Raw genomic sequence first — 17,415 nt, 5'->3', positions numbered from 1 at the left:
TTGGTTCGAGGGATATGTCGCAACGAAATGCGAATACAGTCTGATAAGCATGAGCATTAACTGATGTAAAAAAGCCCCGCCTATCGGCGGGGCTTTTGTGTGAAGTTCGAAACGGACTAGATATCTGTCTGCCCATTCGGGCCAGTCGTTTCATTCACATCTTCATCCTCTGGCCGCTTCGGCGGCTTGCGCGCTATCAGACTATAGAACATCGGAATGAAGAACGTTGCGATGAACGTTGCAGCCAGCATACCGCCGATGACACCCGTACCGATCGAGTGACGGCTTGCCGAACCGGCACCCGTACTGATCGCGAGCGGCACTACACCGAGAATGAAGGCCAGCGAAGTCATCACGATCGGACGGAAGCGCAGGCGGGCCGCCGACGCTGCCGCCTCTATCGCGGACTTGCCTGTCTCTCGCTCGAGTACCGCGAATTCCACGATCAGAATCGCGTTCTTCGCCGCCAGACCTATGAGTGTCACCAGACCAATCTGGAAATACACGTCATTGGTCAACCCGCGCAGATCGGTCGCCAGCAGCGCACCGAAGATAGCAAACGGCACTGCGGTAATAACGGCAAGCGGCAGGCTCCAGCGCTCGTATTGCGCCGCAAGGATCAGGAACACCATGACGAGACCGAAGATCATCGCCTGCGTGCCTGTGCCGCTTGTGGTTACTTCCTGATAGGCCGAGCCCGTCCATGCAATCTGGTAGCCCTGCGGAAGAACCTCCGCAGCCACTTCCTGCATTGCCTTGATGGAATCGCCAGAGGTGAAACCTGGTGCCGGATTACCGGTGATCTTCGCTGCATTGAAGGCGTTGAAGCGTTCAAGCTGATCCGGGCCAACAATACGTTTGACGGTCACAAGAGCATCAAGCGGGATCATGCTGCCGGAATTGGCCCGCACGAAGACATGCTTGAGATCGCTTGGATCACGACGGAACTCAGCCTCCGACTGCAGGTTGACCTGATAGTTGCGGCCAAACAGCGTAAAGTCGTTGACGTAGAGACTGCCGAACGTTGCCTGCATTGCAGTGAATACAGAGTTGATCGGCACACCCATAGCCTTCGCCTTTTCGCGATCAAGCTGGATGTCATATTGCGGAACGTTCGGATCGAACGTCGTGCGCACGCCCTGCAGTTCCGGTCGCTTGGCCGCAGCCTCGGTGATGAGTTTGGTCGCACGCGTCAGCGATTCGACACCACCTCCGGTACGATCCTGAACATAGAGTTCAAAGCCACCGGTCGTGCTGAGGCCCATGATCGGAGGCGGGTTGAATGCCAGCACAAGCCCGTCCTTGATGCCCGAATTCATGGCCATGATGGCACCGGGAAGATTGCGGGCATCGGTTTCAGGTGTCGTGCGTTCCTTCCAGTCCTTGAGCATGATGAACATCGTGCCCGCACTGGTTTTCAGACCGCCCGACAGAAGATCGAAGCCGGATACCGCGAAGACGCTTTCCACAGCCGGGCTTTTCCGGATATTCGCGCTCGCCTGATCAAGAACCGCCGTTGTGCGCTCCAACGAGGCCGCAGGAGGCAGGACAGCAACGCTGAACAGGTAGCCCTGATCTTCGTCAGGTAACAGCGATCCCGGAACCCGTTCAAAAAGATAGTATGTAGCACCAAGAAGGCCTGCAAAAATGATCAGACCGATTGCAGCGCGCTTCAAAAAGAAGCGAACGCCACGAGAGTAACCGTCCGTCACCCGCTCGAAGAAGCGGTTGAAGATGCGGAACGGCAGCATCGGCTCGTGATGACCCGGCTTGAGGATCAACGCGCAGAGCGCCGGTGTCAGTGTCAATGCCACAAGACCAGACAACGTCACCGAAATCGCGATAGTGACGGCGAACTGCTTGTACATTTCACCGACAAGACCGCCCATGAAGGCAACCGGAATGAACACGGCGCAAAGCACGAGAACAATCGCAACAACCGGCCCCGTCACTTCACCCATGGCCTTGATGGCGGCCTTGCGCGGCGACAGCTTATCGGTCGTCATGATACGTTCGACGTTTTCCAGAACCACGATAGCGTCGTCGACCACGATACCGATTGCCAGCACCAGACCGAACAGCGTCAGGAGGTTGATGGAGAAGCCGAGCACATACATGCCCGCAAAAGTGCCAATGATCGAGATCGGCACTGCGATGATTGGAATGAGCGTCGCGCGCCAGTTCTGCAGGAAGATGAACACCACCAGCACGACGAGAATGATCGCCTCGATGAAGGTGTGTATCACTTCCTCGATGGAGACCTTGATGAACTTCGTCGTATCGAACGGGATCGAGTAATCGATACCCGCCGGGAAGCTCGCCTTCAACTCGTTCATACGGTTCTGAATGAGTTCCATCGTGTTGAGCGCATTCGCGCCCGGCTGCAGATAGATTGCAATCGGAACTGCAGACGTACCATTAAGATTACTGTCGACGAGATAACTTTCCGTGCCTAGCTCGACGCGCGCAACGTCCTTCAGACGCAGCGTTGCGGCGTTAGAGCTGGAACGAAGGATAATGTTCTCGAATGCAGCGGCATCCGGCAGACGCCCCTGCGTGGTCGCCGTATAGGTGAACGGCCCGGCCTGCGGATCGGGCTGATCGCCGAAACGACCGGCTGCGAACTGTGCGTTCTGTTCCTGGATAGCCGTCGAGACATCGCTAGGGGTCAGATTATACTGCGCCAGCTTGTCTGGACGCAGCCAGATACGCATCGAATAGTCAATATTGCCGAGCAGCTGCACGTCGCCCACGCCCGACAGACGCTTGAGATCGTCGACCACGTTCAGCAGCGCGTAGTTACCGACGTAGGTGCGGTCATAACGATCGCTGTCGGAGAACATGGCGACCATGCCCAGAATCGTGGTGGAACGCTTGTCCACCGTGACGCCGAGACGCTGAACCTCCTGCGGAAGCGACGAGGTTGCACGCTGTACGCGGTTGTTGACGTTGATGGTGGCCTGATCGGGGTCGGTGCCCAGAGCGAAGGTCACGGTCAACTGCATCGTACCGCTACCAAGGCTCGAGGACTGCATATAGAGCATGTTCTCGACGCCATTGATCTGCTGTTCCAATGGCGCAGCAACAGTCTGCGCCACCGTTTCGGCACTTGCGCCGGGATAGGTTGCACTGACGACCACCTGTGGCGGCGTCAGTTCGGGGTACTGCGCAATCGGCAGGATCCGGATGCAGATCAGGCCAGCCAGCACGAGCACAATGGAAATGACCGCCGCGAAAACGGGGCGGTCGACGAAAAATCTATTCATTGCTTGTCTGCCGCCTGTTCTTTGCCAGCTTCAGCACCCGCCTTGTCAGGCGATGTCTGATTGCTTGCTTCAGTAGCTGCGTCGACCGGATTCACGGGCTTACCCGGGGCTGCCTTGACGAGACCTTCGCTTATAACCCGTTCGCCTGCATTGAGACCTTCGGAAACAAGCCACGCGTCACTCAGTTCACGCGACACCGTGATCGGTCGCACTTCGACAACATTGTCCTTGTTGACCACGTACACAAACTGCGTTTGCGGACCCTGGAGCAATGCGGCCTTCGGGATCGTGATTGCATCCTTGACCTGAATACCGAGGATCACCGCACGGACGAACTGACCAGGGATCAGGCGGCGATTAGGGTTCTCAACGACTGCACGGGCGCCAAGAGTGCCTGTTTCCGTATCGAGCGACGATGAGGTGAAGTCGATCGTACCTTCATGATCATAAGCCTGTCCGTCACCAAACAGGACCTTGATCTTGAGGCGATCGGCATCTTCACCCGTTGCACCGCGTTCTGCGCGCAAACGGTCGATTTCGGCAGCTTCCGTATCGGTGAAGGAGAAATTCACGTACACCGGATCGAGCTGGGTAATCGAAGTCAGAAGACTGGAGGATGCATCAGTACCGATGAGGCTGCCCTCATTGACCTGTTCCTGACTGGTAATGCCGCTGATGGGCGCGGTGACCTTCGTATAGCTCAGATTGAGTTCTGCGGTGCGAAGCTGTGCCTTGGCTGCAGCAACCGCCGCCTTGTTCAGGTCGCGCGTCGCAAAAGCGGAATCACGAACTGCCGTGCTCTGCACCTTCTGCTGGACGAGTTGTTCTGCGCGCTCGGCATCCCGAATGGATTGCTGATACTGCGCTTCGGCCTGCGCTACCTGAGCCTGAGCCTTTTCAAGCTCGGCCTCATACGGTGCAGGGTCTATTTCGAACAACACGTCGCCCGCTTTGACTTCCGTACCTTCGATGAAATTGCGGTGAAGCAATATTCCGCCCACGCGCGCTCGGACCTGAACATCGCGATAGGCGCTGATACGCGCCGCATATTCATAGGTAACAGGTACATCATGCGGCTTGACCACCGTAACGGATACCTGTGGCGGAGGCGGTGTAGCCCCCCCGGGTGCCTGCGCCAGAACGGGTTGCCCCGCAAAGACAAGAAATGCGGCCCCTGCCGCAAAAAGCCGAATGGAACGGTTCAAAGTCATGATGGGAGTGCCCTTGCTGTCGCGCGGTGCTGCCAATTTAACATACACGAGTGTTTGTAAATACGGACTACCGTGTTATAGTCAATCACCTAATATTACAGATCACGAATGAGTTATCCAGATTCAGTGGCAAACTGGGCCACTAGCCTGCATCTACCTGAGAGAAGTCATGCGAAGAACGAAAGCCGAGGCAGCCGAGACCCGGGAAGCCATTCTGGTGGCCGCCGAGCAGGTTTTCCTCGAACGTGGTGTCAACCAATCTACACTGATGGAAATCGCATGTCATGCCGGAGTAACGCGTGGTGCGATTTATTTCCACTTCCACGACAAGCTTGAAATCGCGCGCACAATCATAGGTAATGTCCGCTTCCCGCAAGAAGAAATCATGTTGCAGGCAGCGGCCGTTAATCACCCCAATCCAATGCATGTTCTGGAACAATCGATTATCCAGGCGCTGCATCTTTTTTCGAACGATGTACGCCAGCAGAACATTTTCATTATCATCAACCAGCGATGCGAATTCGTCGGCGAGATGGCCCCACTGGAAGACAGACTCAGGGAAGCGCGATCTAATGTCCTCTCATTGCTCGCAGGATTGCTCGACGTGGCGGCAAGACGCGGGGAGCTTTCAAAGGAATGGACTGCTGATACGGCAGCACTGATCCTGCTTTCCATGTTGAGCGGGCTCCTCAATGAATGGTTGCGCGGCGACCGAAACTACGATCTCGTCACCTATGGCGGCAAGGCAATCTCGATACTCATTCGATCTCTGCGAAATCAGGAATTCGAAGCTCATCAGACGCAAGATTACACATAATTGCGATATGCCCCGCCCATCGGACCTGCTATTTTCTCCCGTGGTTTCTTTCAACCTATTGTGATTGCTGAACTTAAAAATTGGGGAAGACGCTCGACTCCTTTATAATTTACGCTTACGTCAATGTAACTCTTGCGAAGAGAGTAAAACTCGACCACATTTATGGTGAGGAGGCTGTCCGGGCGGGCAGCTTGGGAGACGGCGGGCGCACAGGCTGCCCAACTTAGGACGGAGCAATCCGGGGAGAAGACATGGCGAAAAAAACGACTGGGCAAAGTGCATCCGTAGTTGAATCCGTCGCAGCAGATACAGCCAAGAAAGGCGCGTTGAAGCAGGAAAAAATCTGGCTCAAATCGTATCCGGTCGGCGTTCCGCACGAAATCGATCTGAGCAATACCTCGTCTATTGGCGATATGATTCTGGCGTCCTGTCGGCAGTTCCCCGACAATCCCGCCTTTACCTGCATGGGTAAGGATCTCTCTTTCAAGAAGCTGGACGAATACTCTCGCGCCCTCGCAGCATTTCTCCAATCGCGTGGCCTCGTCAAAGGTGATCGCGTCGCAGTGATGATGCCAAACATCCTGCATTATCCAATTGCGTTTACGGCTATTCTCCGCGCCGGTTTCGTGGTGGTGAACGTCAATCCGCTTTATACGCCGCGCGAGCTGGAACACCAGCTGAACGACTCCGGCGCCAAAGCATTGATTGTTCTGGAGAACTTCGCATCGACGGTGGAGAAGACCCTTAACTCCGTCAATGTTCCCAATATCATTGTCGCTTCAATGGGCGACATGCATGGCTTCAAGGGCCACATCATCAATTTCGTCGTGCGCCGCGTGAAGAAAATGGTCCCTGTGTGGAACATCCCGGGCCATATCCGTTTCAAGGATGCATTGGCTCAAGGCCGTGCCCAATCCTTCAACCCCATTCCGGTTCAAGGTTCTGACCTTGCTTTCCTGCAATATACAGGCGGTACGACGGGCGTCTCGAAAGGCGCCATGCTCACCCATAGCAATATTCTTGCGAATGTGGAGCAGATGCATGTCTGGATGGAGGTTGCTTTCCGCAACAAAGGCAAGCCCAAGGCCCTGAATTTCGTATGCGCCCTGCCGCTTTACCATATTTTCGCGCTCACGGTGAATGCGATGATCGGCATTAAGCTTGGTGCACGAAATATCCTCATTCCCAATCCACGCGATATTTCCGGCTTCGTCAAAGAGCTGAAGAAATACCCGTTCCATATCTTCCCGGGCCTCAACACCTTGTTCAACGGCCTCATGAACAACCCTGATTTCCAGACGCTGGATTTCAAACCTCTTATTCTCACTCTCGGCGGCGGAATGGCTGTGCAACGTCCTGTTGCCGAACGCTGGCAGAAAATGACTGGTTGCCACGTCACTGAAGGGTATGGCCTTTCGGAGACCTCGCCCGTCGCCTGCGCCAACGCGCTTGATGCGACCGAGTTCTCCGGCACTATCGGCCTGCCCATGCCATCGACTGATGTGGCAATCCGTGACGATGACGGAAATGACCTGGCACTCGGAGAGGTCGGGGAAATCTGCGTGCGCGGACCACAGGTGATGTCGGGCTATTGGGAACGTCCCGATGAAACCAAACGCGCGATCATGCCGGATGGTTTCTTCCGCACGGGCGACATGGGCTTCATGGACGAACGCGGTTACACCAAGATCGTCGACCGCAAGAAGGACATGATCCTGGTTTCCGGCTTCAATGTCTATCCAAACGAAATTGAAGAAGTTGCCGCCGGTCACCCCGGCATCGTGGAAACGGCTGCCGTTGGCATACCGAACGAACATTCGGGCGAAGTCGTCAAATTGTTCGTTGTCCGTAGCGACCTCAACCTGACCGAAGACGAAGTCAAAGCCTATTGTGCCGAACGTCTCACCAACTACAAGCGTCCGCGCGAAGTCGAGTTCCGCGAAAGCCTGCCAAAGAGCAATGTCGGTAAGATTTTGCGTCGCGAACTTCGCGACTGAGAACGTTGAAGTTTACAAACAAATACGGCCGGACATTTCATCCGGCCGTATTTGTTTCAGACTGAATCATGCTGAGGGCGGCACCAGAGGCTGAACGATCTCCTGGAAAGGTGCCAGCGCTTCGCATCGAGCTGCCAGACCAGCCAATGCCGGATGTTTCTGCTCATCAAAGAGGCTTGGATGCGCCTCGCGCAGAAAGCGAAGCGCACAAGCCGCCGCGATATCGGTATGTCCGATATCATCTCCAAACCAGTATGATGATTTCCGTTCCGCAAGATCACTTTCCAGAACATCCAGCACCCGCGCGATCTGTGTCTCGCAGCGTTCCACCCAAACGCTTGATTTTTCGCTTCGCAGCAAACCTTCATAGAGAAGGCTCACGGCCTTATCGGCAAGACCGGTAGAAAGCGCACATATCTTCAAAGCCTGACGGCGCTCGATACCTTTTTGCGCCACCAACGGAGGCTTGCCGACCGCGATCTCATCGAGATAATCGAGTATCGCCGCGCTTTCGATCACGACGTCGCCATCGTCGAGGACAAGCGTCGGCACGCGGCTCAGCGGATTGAACTCCGCAATCCTGTCCCGGTCACCGAATGTCGACCATGGTTCATGCTCGAATGGCAGGCCGTAAAGCCGCATGGCGATAGCGACACGCCGCACAAAAGGGGAATCATACTGGCCGATCAGGATCATGGACATAGCTCGGGAACGTTGAACGTTCCGTCATGCTACTCCACACCGATCACACCGCAAGAGCATTGAGGATGAATTGTCATGATGCTTCCATTCAACGAATTGAATGGAAGCCAGCACTCATCACTTCAATAATTCAGGCAATCCAGCAACGCTATCCAGCACCACATCGGCATGAGGCTCCAGCGCCTCACGAGGAGAGTTGCCCGATAGAACACCGACCGCAAGCCCTGCCCCGGCAGCATGGGCTGTTTCCAGATCATGCAGATTGTCGCCGACCATGGCGATCTCGTGGGGTGCCAATCCCAGCTTTTCTGCAAAATAGAGCAGCGGGTCGGGATAAGGTTTTGGGCGCGCCGCCGTGTTGTAGCCAATCACGACTTCGAAGAGCCCGTGGATACCCAGAGCTTTGGCGGTAGCGTGGGCACCAGCCTCGGAATCGTTGGTGGCGATACCAAGGCGAAGCCCCATCTCCCGCAGCGTTTCCAGCGTTTCGCGAACGGCTTCGATCGCAACCGCCGAACGCGCACCTTCGGTGACGCAGTAAGCGTCATATTCTTCGACCAGTTTGCGCACCTGCTCGGATGCGACGTCTGGATGCCAAAGTGAAACGATATCTTCGACTGTACCTGCCGCGATGACCGAATTGGCCCGGAAACGCTCGGTCAGCCAGTCATAACCTCCCGCATCGAGCAACGCGCGAGCCCGCACCTCGTCGCCTTTTGCTGCACGCTGCGCCAGTTGCCACGAGATTGAAAACCAGGTGCGGTCGAAATCGATCAGGGTGCCGTCCTTGTCGAACAGGACGGCACGGATTGATTTCATACGCTCTGCGGAAAGCTTGTCGCTCATGCTTCCAGCGCACCGGCACGCTTCTTGACGGTTGAAGGCTGTGCTCCAAGCAGCTTGAGAAGATCATCCCCACGACGCACATAGCGCAGCGAGCGACGCGTCAGAATACGTCCATCCTGCGGTGCGGTCAGCGTGATATCGCCCTCTGGTTCACCCGGCTTCGTAACCACTGTAACCAGCTTCGTTCCCGCCTTTACTTCATCGCCCGGCGCTACATGAAAGAGCACCATACCGCCTTCCGGCGCGCGCAACATTTCAACATGTGAGAGCGGCGTGACAAGACCCTTATATTCCGTCTCTAGCTTCACATTGTCGTCGCGAACAACGCCCCGATGCACGAGGAATTTATACAGACCTTCGGCATCGCCTTTGCCCATATCGGCATAAACATCGCTCAAGCCACGGAATTCAACCGTTGTAACAGCCCGGCGCTTCATGTTGCGCTTGTCCGCCGGCAATTGCAGAACCGGATGCGCACAGGCTTCTTCAAAAGCTGCGTCGGCCGTCGTGTCCCATGCGAGGATTGCCGTCGAATTGAGCGCGATGGCCAGATCCTTCATGTCTTCGGCGAATTCCTCCGCGATATAAACGTAATTCTCGCTCTCGTCGTCGCAATGCAAGTCGAGCACGATGTCGTTCGGCAGGGCCAGCTTCAAAAGCGTCGCCTTCAGGCGCTGAGCCAGTGAGATCGGCGCATCCGGCTCCGGCAGTTCAGAGGTGTCAAAATCCGGCAGTAGCGGGAAAGCGCGATTGAAATTGGTCAGCGAAAACGTCTCGAAACGACCGAGATGCTGATGTGCCTGCCACTGATTGGAGCCGATCGGATTGGCTTGCGGAACAACGGTAATATTACCAAGAATGCGCCCTTCATCGGCGGCCTTCTTCAACATCGGAACCAGGAAATGAAGAGCCGCCTGCCCCGGAAGTTCCGCACCGTGAAGCGAAGATTGCAAATAGGCGGAAGGCGCATCGCTGTCCTTGCCTGCAAAGCGCAGCACGCGCAACTCGATGGCATTTCCCGGTACATCGCCGGCAAATTTTACGATCTCGGTTTTCATTTCATTTCCCATTTATTTCTCATGAAGAGAGCCGGGTTACAAACCCGGCTCTCCTTTATTTCTAGCTGTGCAGAGAATACCGTCAAGCTTTCCTTCGCGCATGCAGATGCGCGACAAGCCCTTGTGTGGAAGCGTCGCGACCGTCGCTGCTCTCCTCACCCGAAACCACCGGCAGAAGTTCGGTGGCAAGTTCCTTGCCAAGCTCCACGCCCCATTGATCGAAAGCATTGATGCCGAAAATCTGTGCTTCGACGAACACGCGGTGTTCATACAGCGCTACCAGACGTCCGAGAGCAAACGGATCAAGCTTGTCATGAACCAGCGTCAACGAAGGGCGATTGCCTGAGAAAACGCGATGCGGAGCAATGCGTTCAACTTCGCTCTCTGGCAGGTTCTTCGCCTTCAACTGCGCTCGCGCTTCATCAAGGGTACGCCCCTTCATCAAGGCCTCGGACTGTGCAAGGCAATTCGCCAGCAACATTTCATGTTGATGGTCGAGGTGCTTTTCATGGCCCTTTGCTGCAACGATGAACTCGAGCGGAATGGTGTCGGTGCCCTGATGCAGAAGCTGGAAGAAAGCGTGCTGGCCGTTCGTGCCAGGTTCACCCCAAACAACCGGGCCTGTCGGACCGGAAACCGGCTTGCCATCGACCGTGACGCTCTTGCCATTCGACTCCATGTCCAGCTGCTGCAGATAGGCTGGAAGACGGGCGAGACGCTGGTCGTATGGAATGATCGCACGGCTGCCATAACCACAGATCGCACGATGCCAGTAACCGATGAGACCCAGCCAGACGGCTAAGTTCTTTTCCAGCGGCGCATCTCGGAAATGCACATCCATTGAATGCGCACCTGCCAGAAACTTGCGGAAATCCTCCGGTCCAATCGCAATCATCACAGGCAGGCCGATGGCCGACCATACGGAATAACGTCCACCGACCCAGTCCCAGAAACCAAAGACCCGGTCTTCAGCAATGCCGAAGGCGGCAACCTTGTCCAATGCGGTTGAGACAGCAGCGAAATGGGCGCCCACAGCCGCTTCTCCAAGTGCATCTGCTACCCATTTACGCGCGGTCTGCGCGTTGGTCATTGTTTCGATGGTCGTGAACGTCTTGGAAGCGATGATGACAAGCGTCGTCGCAGGATCGAGAATGCCAAGCGTATCCGCAATATGAGCGCCGTCGATATTGGAGACGAAATGCGCACGCGGGCCATCATGATATGGGGAAAGAGCCAGAGTTGCCATGACCGGTCCGAGGTCGGACCCGCCAATGCCAATATTGACGATATCGGTGATCTTCTTTCCGGTCGCTCCCTTGATCGCGCCCGACCGAATGCCATCCGCAAATGCCGCCATACGGTCGAGCACTTCCTTTACATCCGGCAGCACATTGTGTCCGTCAACAAGCACTTCCTTCGAGGACGTGTCGCGCAGCGCGACATGGAGAACGGCACGGTCCTCCGTGTTGTTGATGTGCTCACCCGCAAACATCGCCGCACGACGACCTTCGACATCGGCAGCAATAGCGAGTTCCTTGAGGAGCCCGATCGTCTCGTCATTGACCCGGCATTTTGACCAGTCGAACAGAAGGTCATCCAGGGATAGCGAATACCGCTCGAACCGGCCCGGGTCTGATTTGAACGCCGCGCGCATATCGTGCGGGGCCGAATCTGCCCAGTGCTTTTTAAGCTTTGCGACCGTTGCTTCAAGCTTCGTCGCGTCTCTTGCCATGATGCTACTCCCGAATCAAATCGATTTAATTGCGGACATTAAGCGTTTTAGAGAGGATTTGCGGCAAATAAATTACCGAACTTCCAATTTGGACAGAGTGTCATATACACCATATTGATCAATTTAGGGTGATCCACCTCGGAGTGAAGCATGGACCTGACCGGAGAAGAGCGGATTGCGGCACCACGCCAAGCAGTCTGGGATGCGTTGAACGACATTGAAACGCTGAAATCCTGCATTCCCGGTTGCGAAGATATAGAGCGCATTTCGGAAACAGAGATACGTGCCGCCCTCAAAGTGAGTTTCGGAATCCTGAAAGTCCGCTTTCACGGCATTCTGGAATTGTCGAATATGAAACCGCCGGTCTCCTATACGATTTCCGGCCACGGGGAAGGCTCCATAGCAGGGTTTGCTCACGGTGCGACCGATGTGCGTCTGGACGAAGATGGTACCGACACGATTTTATCCTACGCCATACGTGGCGATGCCGGCGGCAAGGTGGCACAGATCGGCACGAAATTGCTCGGTTCAGTCGCACGAAAAATCGCAGACCGCTTCTTTGCCAATATCGCAGAAGCGGCGTCGAACGCCGCCGCAAAAACGACCTGATCCAGCTTCACTCTTATAAAGCTGCAACGGTGTTCCTTAACAATCCGGTATTCGATAATTCGCAATACTTCTTGAAAGCCCGCTGGCATGAAACCCAGAGACGTCGCGACCTATATTTTCCTTGCCGTAGCATGGGGACTTTCGTTCCTCGTGGTGCTGCGCGTGGTCGAAGCCTTTGGCTGGGCCGGTGCGGTTGCCTTCCGCTCTTTCATTGCCGCCGGAACACTTTTTGCAATCGCGAAACTCTCCGGACGCAATCTTGATTTTCAGGCGGGCTGGAAACCCTTCGCCGTGGTTGGTGCAACCACCGTTGCGGGCCAGCTTATTGGCCTTTCCTACGGGACGCCGCTGATCGGCACCGCAATGGCCGCGATCTGCGTCGCATCCATTCCGCTTTTCTCGATGGTTATCAGCCAGCTCTGGGGTCTCGAACGCATCACGTCGCGCGGCCTCATCGGCCTGCTCCTCGGCGTGACCGGCATTGTGCTTCTGGTCGGCTTCCCGGCTGTTGCGGTTACGCCTGAATTTATCATGGGCTGTATTGCTGTGCTTTTCTCCTGCTTCTCGGCAGCATTCGGCAGCAACTATGCAAGCCGTCGTCTTTCTACCACCGGCTCATGGGAAACCACCATCGGCGCATTCGTGTTTGGCGGCATATTAAGTTTGCCACTGATCTTGGCCGTTCCTGTGCCAGCCATGCCGGGGATGATTGATTTTGTATATCTGCTGATCTCGGCATGTGTGATGAGTGCGCTTACCTATGTGCTTTACTTCAAACTGGTTGGAAATGTCGGCCCGACCAAAGCCATCAGCGTTGAATTCGTCGTGACTGTCATCGCGGTTCTCGTCGGTGCGGTGTTCCTCAAAGAACAGCTTTCCTTGATCCAGTTTGTCGGCGCTGCTGTCATCATCAGTGGCTGTGCTCTGGTGCTAAGCTCGCGCCCGGCACTACCCAAAGAATCCCAAACTTTCCCTGCCTCGGAAGCGACACCGGACGGCCTCAAGTCCGATCCGCTTTGATTTCACACTCTGATCAACTGTCAAAGGCCCGCGCTTCCAAAGCCGGGCCTTTCTCTATTTCTAGTGCCTAACTCTCATAAATTGACCAGATGATAAAAAATTTGACCTTCCGTAAAAATCTGTCATCCTGTCATTAACGGGCATCACGCGACGGCAAAGATCGCAGCCCGGAACAACGTTTAAGGTGCGCAAAGGGAACCCGCGCCTGAACAAGCAAAAATGGGAGATGCGATCGATGAGATCAGCAGACAATTCGCCTATTGATGCAGTCGATAATCCGGGACATACGAACGGGCCTGATATTCACGGCTCGCGGCTTGAGAAGGCCGACTATGCGCATGTTTTTGATGATCTGCATCCGCCGCTGAACAAGCATGAAGCCCTCGTTGAATCCGACCGCTGCTATTATTGCTATGACGCACCTTGCATGAATGCATGTCCTACCAGCATCGATATTCCGCGTTTCATTCGCCAGATTAACACCGGCAATGCCATCGGTGCAGCCAAGACCATTCTCTCAGAAAATATTCTGGGCGGCATGTGCGCCCGCGTTTGCCCGACAGAAACGCTCTGCGAAGAAGTGTGTGTTCGCGAAACCTCCGAAGGCAAACCGGTCAAGATCGGTGAATTGCAGCGCTATGCCACAGATGTTCTGATGGAAACCGGCAATCATCCATTCAAGCGCGCACCCGATACTGGCAAGCACATCGCAATCGTTGGCGCGGGCCCGGCAGGTATCTCCGCAGCACATCGCCTTGCGATGTATGGGCATCAGGTGACGATTTTTGAAGCGCGACCCAAGGGCGGCGGTCTTAATGAATATGGTATTGCCGCCTATAAGACGGTCAATAATTTCGCCCAGCGCGAACTGGAATTCGTGCTGAAAATCGGCGCGATCAATATCGAATATAACCAGACGCTCGGTCAGGACATCACCATTGAAACGCTGAAGGCTGGCTATGATGCAGTTTTCCTCGGCATGGGCATGCCAGGCGTCAACGATCTGGCGCTTGTCGGCGAAGATGCGCCCAACGTGATCGATGCGGTGGATTACATCGCCAATCTGCGTCAGGCAAAAGACCTCTCATCCCTCCCCGTTGGCCGCAATGTGGTAGTGATCGGCGGCGGCATGACGGCGGTAGACGTTGCGATCCAGACCAAGAAGCTTGGCGCTGAAAACGTGACAATCGTTTATCGTCGCGGTCAGGAAAGCATGAATGCCAGCGCCTATGAGCAGGAACTGGCACAGATTCATGGCGTGGTGATCCGTCACTGGTTGCAACCGCATGCCCTTGAGCGGAACGAAGACGGCACGGTCAATGCCGTGGTCTTTGAATATACCAATGCCGATAGCGGCAAACTTTCCGGCACCGGCGAATATCTCATTCTTGAAGCCGATCAGGTGTTCAAGGCTATCGGCCAGAAGTTTGAACCAGAGCCAATTGCCGGGTCTGGCATCGGACTTTCCAAAGGGCGCATCAGCGTCGATGAAGATCGTCGCACATCCGTTGAGGGCATATGGGCAGGAGGCGACTGCGTTGCAGGTGGTCAGGATCTGACCGTTGCATCGGTGGAAGACGGCAAGGTTGCAGCAGAATCCATCCATGCGACGCTGACAAAACGTCCCGAAGCGATTGAAGGTTTTGCCGATGCGGTGTTGTCGGGCGGCGCACTTCATGCGCCCTCCCCGTCTGCTTCGCGTGACCGCAGTGTGCCATTGGGCCAGGAACAGGGCTGAGGAGAGTAAAAATGGCTGATCTTTCAACGAACTTCCTCGGCATCAAGTCTCCAAACCCGTTCTGGCTGGCTTCGGCCCCACCGACGGACAAAGCTTACAATGTCGAACGGGCTTTCAAGGCTGGCTGGGGTGGCGTGGTCTGGAAAACGCTGGGGGCTGAAGGCCCGCCGGTCGTAAACGTCAATGGTCCGCGCTATGGCGCTATCCATGGTGCTGACCGGCGCCTGCTGGGTCTCAACAATATCGAGCTGATCACCGACCGGCCACTGGAAGTGAACCTGCGCGAAATGAAAGAAGTGAAAATGCGCTGGCCCGACCGCGCATTGATCGCTTCGATCATGGTGCCATGCGAAGAAGAAGCGTGGAAAGCAATCCTGCCCCTGGTGGAAGAAACCGGTGCCGACGGCATCGAGCTGAACTTTGGCTGTCCGCACGGCATGAGCGAACGCGGCATGGGTGCGGCTGTCGGTCAGGTGCCGGAATATGTCGGGATGGTCGTGAAATGGTGCAAGCAATATAGCCGTATGCCGGTGATCACCAAGCTGACGCCGAACATCACCGATATTCGCAAGCCAGCGCGTGGCGCGAAAGAAAACGGCACCGATGCGGTATCGCTGATCAACACGATCAATTCGATTGTTTCGGTTGATTTGGACAGCATGTCGCCGGTCCCATCCATTGACGGTCGCGGCAGCCATGGCGGCTATTGCGGACCAGCGGTCAAGCCGATTGCGCTCAACATGGTGGCGGAAATTGCGCGCGATCCTGAAACCTATGGCCTGCCGATTTCAGGCATTGGCGGGATTACCACATGGCGCGATGCTGCGGAATTTATCGCGCTCGGCTGCGGCACGGTTCAGGTCTGTACCGCTGCTATGACCTATGGCTTCAAGGTCGTTGAAGAAATGATCGACGGTCTTTCCGACTGGATGGATAGTAAAGGCTATCAGACGCTGGACGATTTCCGCGGCATGGCTGTGGGGCATGTCAGCGACTGGCAGTATCTCAACCTCAATTATGTCACCAAGGCACGGATCGATCAGGATTCCTGCATCAAGTGCGGCCGTTGCCATATTGCCTGCGAAGATACCTCGCATCAGGCAATCACCAGTCTGGTGAATGGTGCGCGCCACTTTGAGGTGATCGATGAGGAATGCGTTGGCTGCAATCTCTGCGTCAATGTCTGCCCGGTCGAGGATTGCATCACCATGGAGCAGATCGGCGATTTCGATCCGCGCACCAAGGCACCGATCCCGGCACAATATGCCAATTGGACCACGCATCCAAACAATCCGATGGCCGTGAAAGAGGCCGCGGAATAAAACAAAGACGCCGGGCAAAAGCTCGGCGTTTTGATGTTAGCGGCTGACGCGTTTGCCTTTTTTCGGCTCGAACACATGGCTTGTTGCCGGATCAATCGCAATGGTCAGCACATCGCCCGGACGCACGGTCAGGCGCTCGCGGAACAGGCAGGTAATCGGCTGATCACCGAGCTTGCCCATGACCATGATTTCCGAGCCGGTGGGTTCAACGATTTCGACCGTGACTGGAACGCCCTGCTCTGCGATCTTCATATGCTCAGGGCGCACACCATAAACAGCCTTGCCCGAAAGACTTGCATAATCGCCTTCCGGAAGCGGCATACGGAAGCCGCCGTCGGCCACAAACGAACCTTCTTCGATCTTGCCATTGACGAAGTTCATCGATGGTGAACCGATGAAGCCAGCCACAAACATGTTGGCCGGACGGTCATAAAGATCGAGCGGCGCGCCGATCTGTTCCACGAGGCCATCGCGCATGACGACGATCTTATCAGCCATGGTCATGGCTTCGATCTGATCGTGGGTCACGTAAATCGTGGTGGTCTTTAGGCGCTGATGCAGTCCCTTGATCTCACCGCGCATCTGCACGCGCAATTTAGCGTCGAGATTGGAGAGCGGTTCGTCAAACAGAAACACCTGCGGATCGCGAACAATCGCACGGCCCATGGCCACACGCTGGCGCTGACCGCCGGAAAGCTGGCGTGGAAAGCGGTCGAGCAGCTTGTTGAGGCCGAGGATTTCTGCTGCACGATTAACGCGGCTGTCGCGTTCTTCCTTCGGTGCATTTTTCAGCATGAGCGCGAAGCCCATATTGTCGGCCACCGTCATATGCGGATAGAGCGCATAATTCTGGAACACCATGGCAATATCGCGCTCTTTAGCGCGTAGGTCATTGACCACACGCGGACCAATGGCGATTTCGCCGTCACTGATTTCCTCAAGCCCTGCGATCATGCGCAGAAGCGTGGATTTTCCGCAGCCCGACGGGCCGACCAACACGACAAATTCGCCGTCCTGAATATCCACGGACACGCCGTGCAACACGCCGACATTGCCATATTTCTTGATTGCATTTCGGATGGATACAGATGCCATCT

The 17,415-nt window shown here is 55.5% G+C and carries 13 protein-coding genes; 6 read left to right on the top strand and 7 right to left on the bottom strand.

Going from position 1 to position 17,415, the window contains the following annotated elements:
* Positions 1-116: 116 nt before the first annotated feature.
* Both bepE and KWJ32_RS07995 read right to left on the bottom strand, forming a co-directional pair.
* Complete coding sequence (gene bepE, locus KWJ32_RS08000; RefSeq protein ID WP_010658199.1) at positions 117-3,266, bottom strand: multidrug efflux RND transporter permease subunit BepE; 3,150 nt, start codon at positions 3,264-3,266, stop codon at positions 117-119.
* Positions 3,263-4,477: an efflux RND transporter periplasmic adaptor subunit gene (locus KWJ32_RS07995; protein ID WP_010658198.1), complete on the bottom strand. Its 1,215-nt coding sequence runs from the start codon at positions 4,475-4,477 to the stop codon at positions 3,263-3,265. The genes bepE and KWJ32_RS07995 overlap by 4 nt, the downstream gene beginning before the upstream one ends.
* Before the next feature lie 169 nt (positions 4,478-4,646).
* Here KWJ32_RS07995 and KWJ32_RS07990 point away from each other — a divergent pair, with 169 nt between their 5' ends.
* Both KWJ32_RS07990 and KWJ32_RS07985 read left to right on the top strand, forming a co-directional pair.
* Positions 4,647-5,294 (top strand): TetR family transcriptional regulator, encoded by a 648-nt coding sequence (locus KWJ32_RS07990; protein WP_010658197.1) that lies wholly within the window; start codon positions 4,647-4,649, stop codon positions 5,292-5,294.
* A 251-nt stretch (positions 5,295-5,545) separates the two neighbouring features.
* Positions 5,546-7,291, top strand: a complete 1,746-nt coding sequence (locus KWJ32_RS07985) for a long-chain fatty acid--CoA ligase (protein ID WP_010658196.1) — start codon at positions 5,546-5,548, stop codon at positions 7,289-7,291.
* Between the two features lie 66 nt (positions 7,292-7,357).
* Here KWJ32_RS07985 and KWJ32_RS07980 read toward each other — a convergent pair whose 3' ends face one another.
* The 4 genes from KWJ32_RS07980 to pgi form a co-directional block, all read right to left on the bottom strand.
* The gene (locus KWJ32_RS07980) at positions 7,358-7,987 is read right to left on the bottom strand and encodes a glutathione S-transferase family protein (RefSeq protein ID WP_029375880.1); all 630 of its coding nucleotides are present in this window, start codon (positions 7,985-7,987) and stop codon (positions 7,358-7,360) included.
* 123 nt (positions 7,988-8,110) lie between these two features.
* Positions 8,111-8,839 (bottom strand): HAD family hydrolase, encoded by a 729-nt coding sequence (locus tag KWJ32_RS07975; protein ID WP_010658194.1) that lies wholly within the window; start codon positions 8,837-8,839, stop codon positions 8,111-8,113.
* Positions 8,836-9,897, bottom strand: coding sequence for a succinylglutamate desuccinylase/aspartoacylase family protein (locus KWJ32_RS07970; RefSeq protein WP_010658193.1), 1,062 nt, complete (start codon positions 9,895-9,897; stop codon positions 8,836-8,838). Before KWJ32_RS07970 ends, KWJ32_RS07975 begins: the two co-directional genes overlap by 4 nt.
* 82 nt (positions 9,898-9,979) lie before the next feature.
* A complete protein-coding gene (gene pgi, locus KWJ32_RS07965) occupies positions 9,980-11,629 on the bottom strand; it encodes a glucose-6-phosphate isomerase (protein WP_029925762.1) in 1,650 nt (549 codons plus the stop codon).
* Positions 11,630-11,779: 150 nt separating this feature from the next.
* Between pgi and KWJ32_RS07960 the strand changes: the two genes are divergently transcribed.
* From KWJ32_RS07960 to preA, 4 genes are all read left to right on the top strand, one after another.
* Complete coding sequence (locus KWJ32_RS07960) at positions 11,780-12,238, top strand: carbon monoxide dehydrogenase subunit G (protein WP_010658191.1); 459 nt, start codon at positions 11,780-11,782, stop codon at positions 12,236-12,238.
* Between the two features lie 87 nt (positions 12,239-12,325).
* Positions 12,326-13,258 (top strand): EamA family transporter, encoded by a 933-nt coding sequence (locus KWJ32_RS07955; RefSeq protein ID WP_012090689.1) that lies wholly within the window; start codon positions 12,326-12,328, stop codon positions 13,256-13,258.
* A gap of 226 nt (positions 13,259-13,484) precedes the next feature.
* A complete protein-coding gene (locus KWJ32_RS07950; protein ID WP_029375879.1) occupies positions 13,485-14,996 on the top strand; it encodes an NAD(P)-dependent oxidoreductase in 1,512 nt (503 codons plus the stop codon).
* An 11-nt stretch (positions 14,997-15,007) separates the two neighbouring features.
* On the top strand, positions 15,008-16,318 hold the full coding sequence (gene preA / locus KWJ32_RS07945; RefSeq protein WP_010658188.1) for an NAD-dependent dihydropyrimidine dehydrogenase subunit PreA: 1,311 nt from the start codon (positions 15,008-15,010) through the stop codon (positions 16,316-16,318).
* A gap of 36 nt (positions 16,319-16,354) precedes the next feature.
* On the opposite strand, the gene ugpC is transcribed toward preA, so the two are convergent.
* Complete coding sequence (gene ugpC, locus KWJ32_RS07940; protein WP_010658187.1) at positions 16,355-17,413, bottom strand: sn-glycerol-3-phosphate ABC transporter ATP-binding protein UgpC; 1,059 nt, start codon at positions 17,411-17,413, stop codon at positions 16,355-16,357.
* Positions 17,414-17,415: the final 2 nt, after the last annotated feature.

The sequence above is a fragment of the Ochrobactrum sp. BTU2 genome (assembly GCF_024539785.1).
Taxonomy (GTDB): domain Bacteria; phylum Pseudomonadota; class Alphaproteobacteria; order Rhizobiales; family Rhizobiaceae; genus Brucella; species Brucella anthropi.
Note: the sequence above shows the minus strand (reverse complement) of the source record. Positions and strands in the feature narration are given on the sequence as shown.

Bases quoted from the DNA above. Each gene is read 5' to 3' on its own strand.
- KWJ32_RS07950 (WP_029375879.1), top strand. From the start codon at position 13,485: ATGCGATCGATGAGATCAGCAGACAATTCGCCTATTGATGCAGTCGAT.
- KWJ32_RS07960 (WP_010658191.1), top strand. From the start codon at position 11,780: ATGGACCTGACCGGAGAAGAGCGGATTGCGGCACCACGCCAAGCAGTC.
- pgi (WP_029925762.1), bottom strand. From the start codon at position 11,629: ATGGCAAGAGACGCGACGAAGCTTGAAGCAACGGTCGCAAAGCTTAAA.
- KWJ32_RS07985 (WP_010658196.1), top strand. From the start codon at position 5,546: ATGGCGAAAAAAACGACTGGGCAAAGTGCATCCGTAGTTGAATCCGTC.
- KWJ32_RS07990 (WP_010658197.1), top strand. From the start codon at position 4,647: ATGCGAAGAACGAAAGCCGAGGCAGCCGAGACCCGGGAAGCCATTCTG.
- KWJ32_RS07970 (WP_010658193.1), bottom strand. From the start codon at position 9,897: ATGAAAACCGAGATCGTAAAATTTGCCGGCGATGTACCGGGAAATGCC.
- ugpC (WP_010658187.1), bottom strand. From the start codon at position 17,413: ATGGCATCTGTATCCATCCGAAATGCAATCAAGAAATATGGCAATGTC.
- KWJ32_RS07980 (WP_029375880.1), bottom strand. From the start codon at position 7,987: ATGATCCTGATCGGCCAGTATGATTCCCCTTTTGTGCGGCGTGTCGCT.
- preA (WP_010658188.1), top strand. From the start codon at position 15,008: ATGGCTGATCTTTCAACGAACTTCCTCGGCATCAAGTCTCCAAACCCG.
- KWJ32_RS07975 (WP_010658194.1), bottom strand. From the start codon at position 8,839: ATGAGCGACAAGCTTTCCGCAGAGCGTATGAAATCAATCCGTGCCGTC.
- KWJ32_RS07955 (WP_012090689.1), top strand. From the start codon at position 12,326: ATGAAACCCAGAGACGTCGCGACCTATATTTTCCTTGCCGTAGCATGG.
- bepE (WP_010658199.1), bottom strand. From the start codon at position 3,266: ATGAATAGATTTTTCGTCGACCGCCCCGTTTTCGCGGCGGTCATTTCC.
- KWJ32_RS07995 (WP_010658198.1), bottom strand. From the start codon at position 4,477: ATGACTTTGAACCGTTCCATTCGGCTTTTTGCGGCAGGGGCCGCATTT.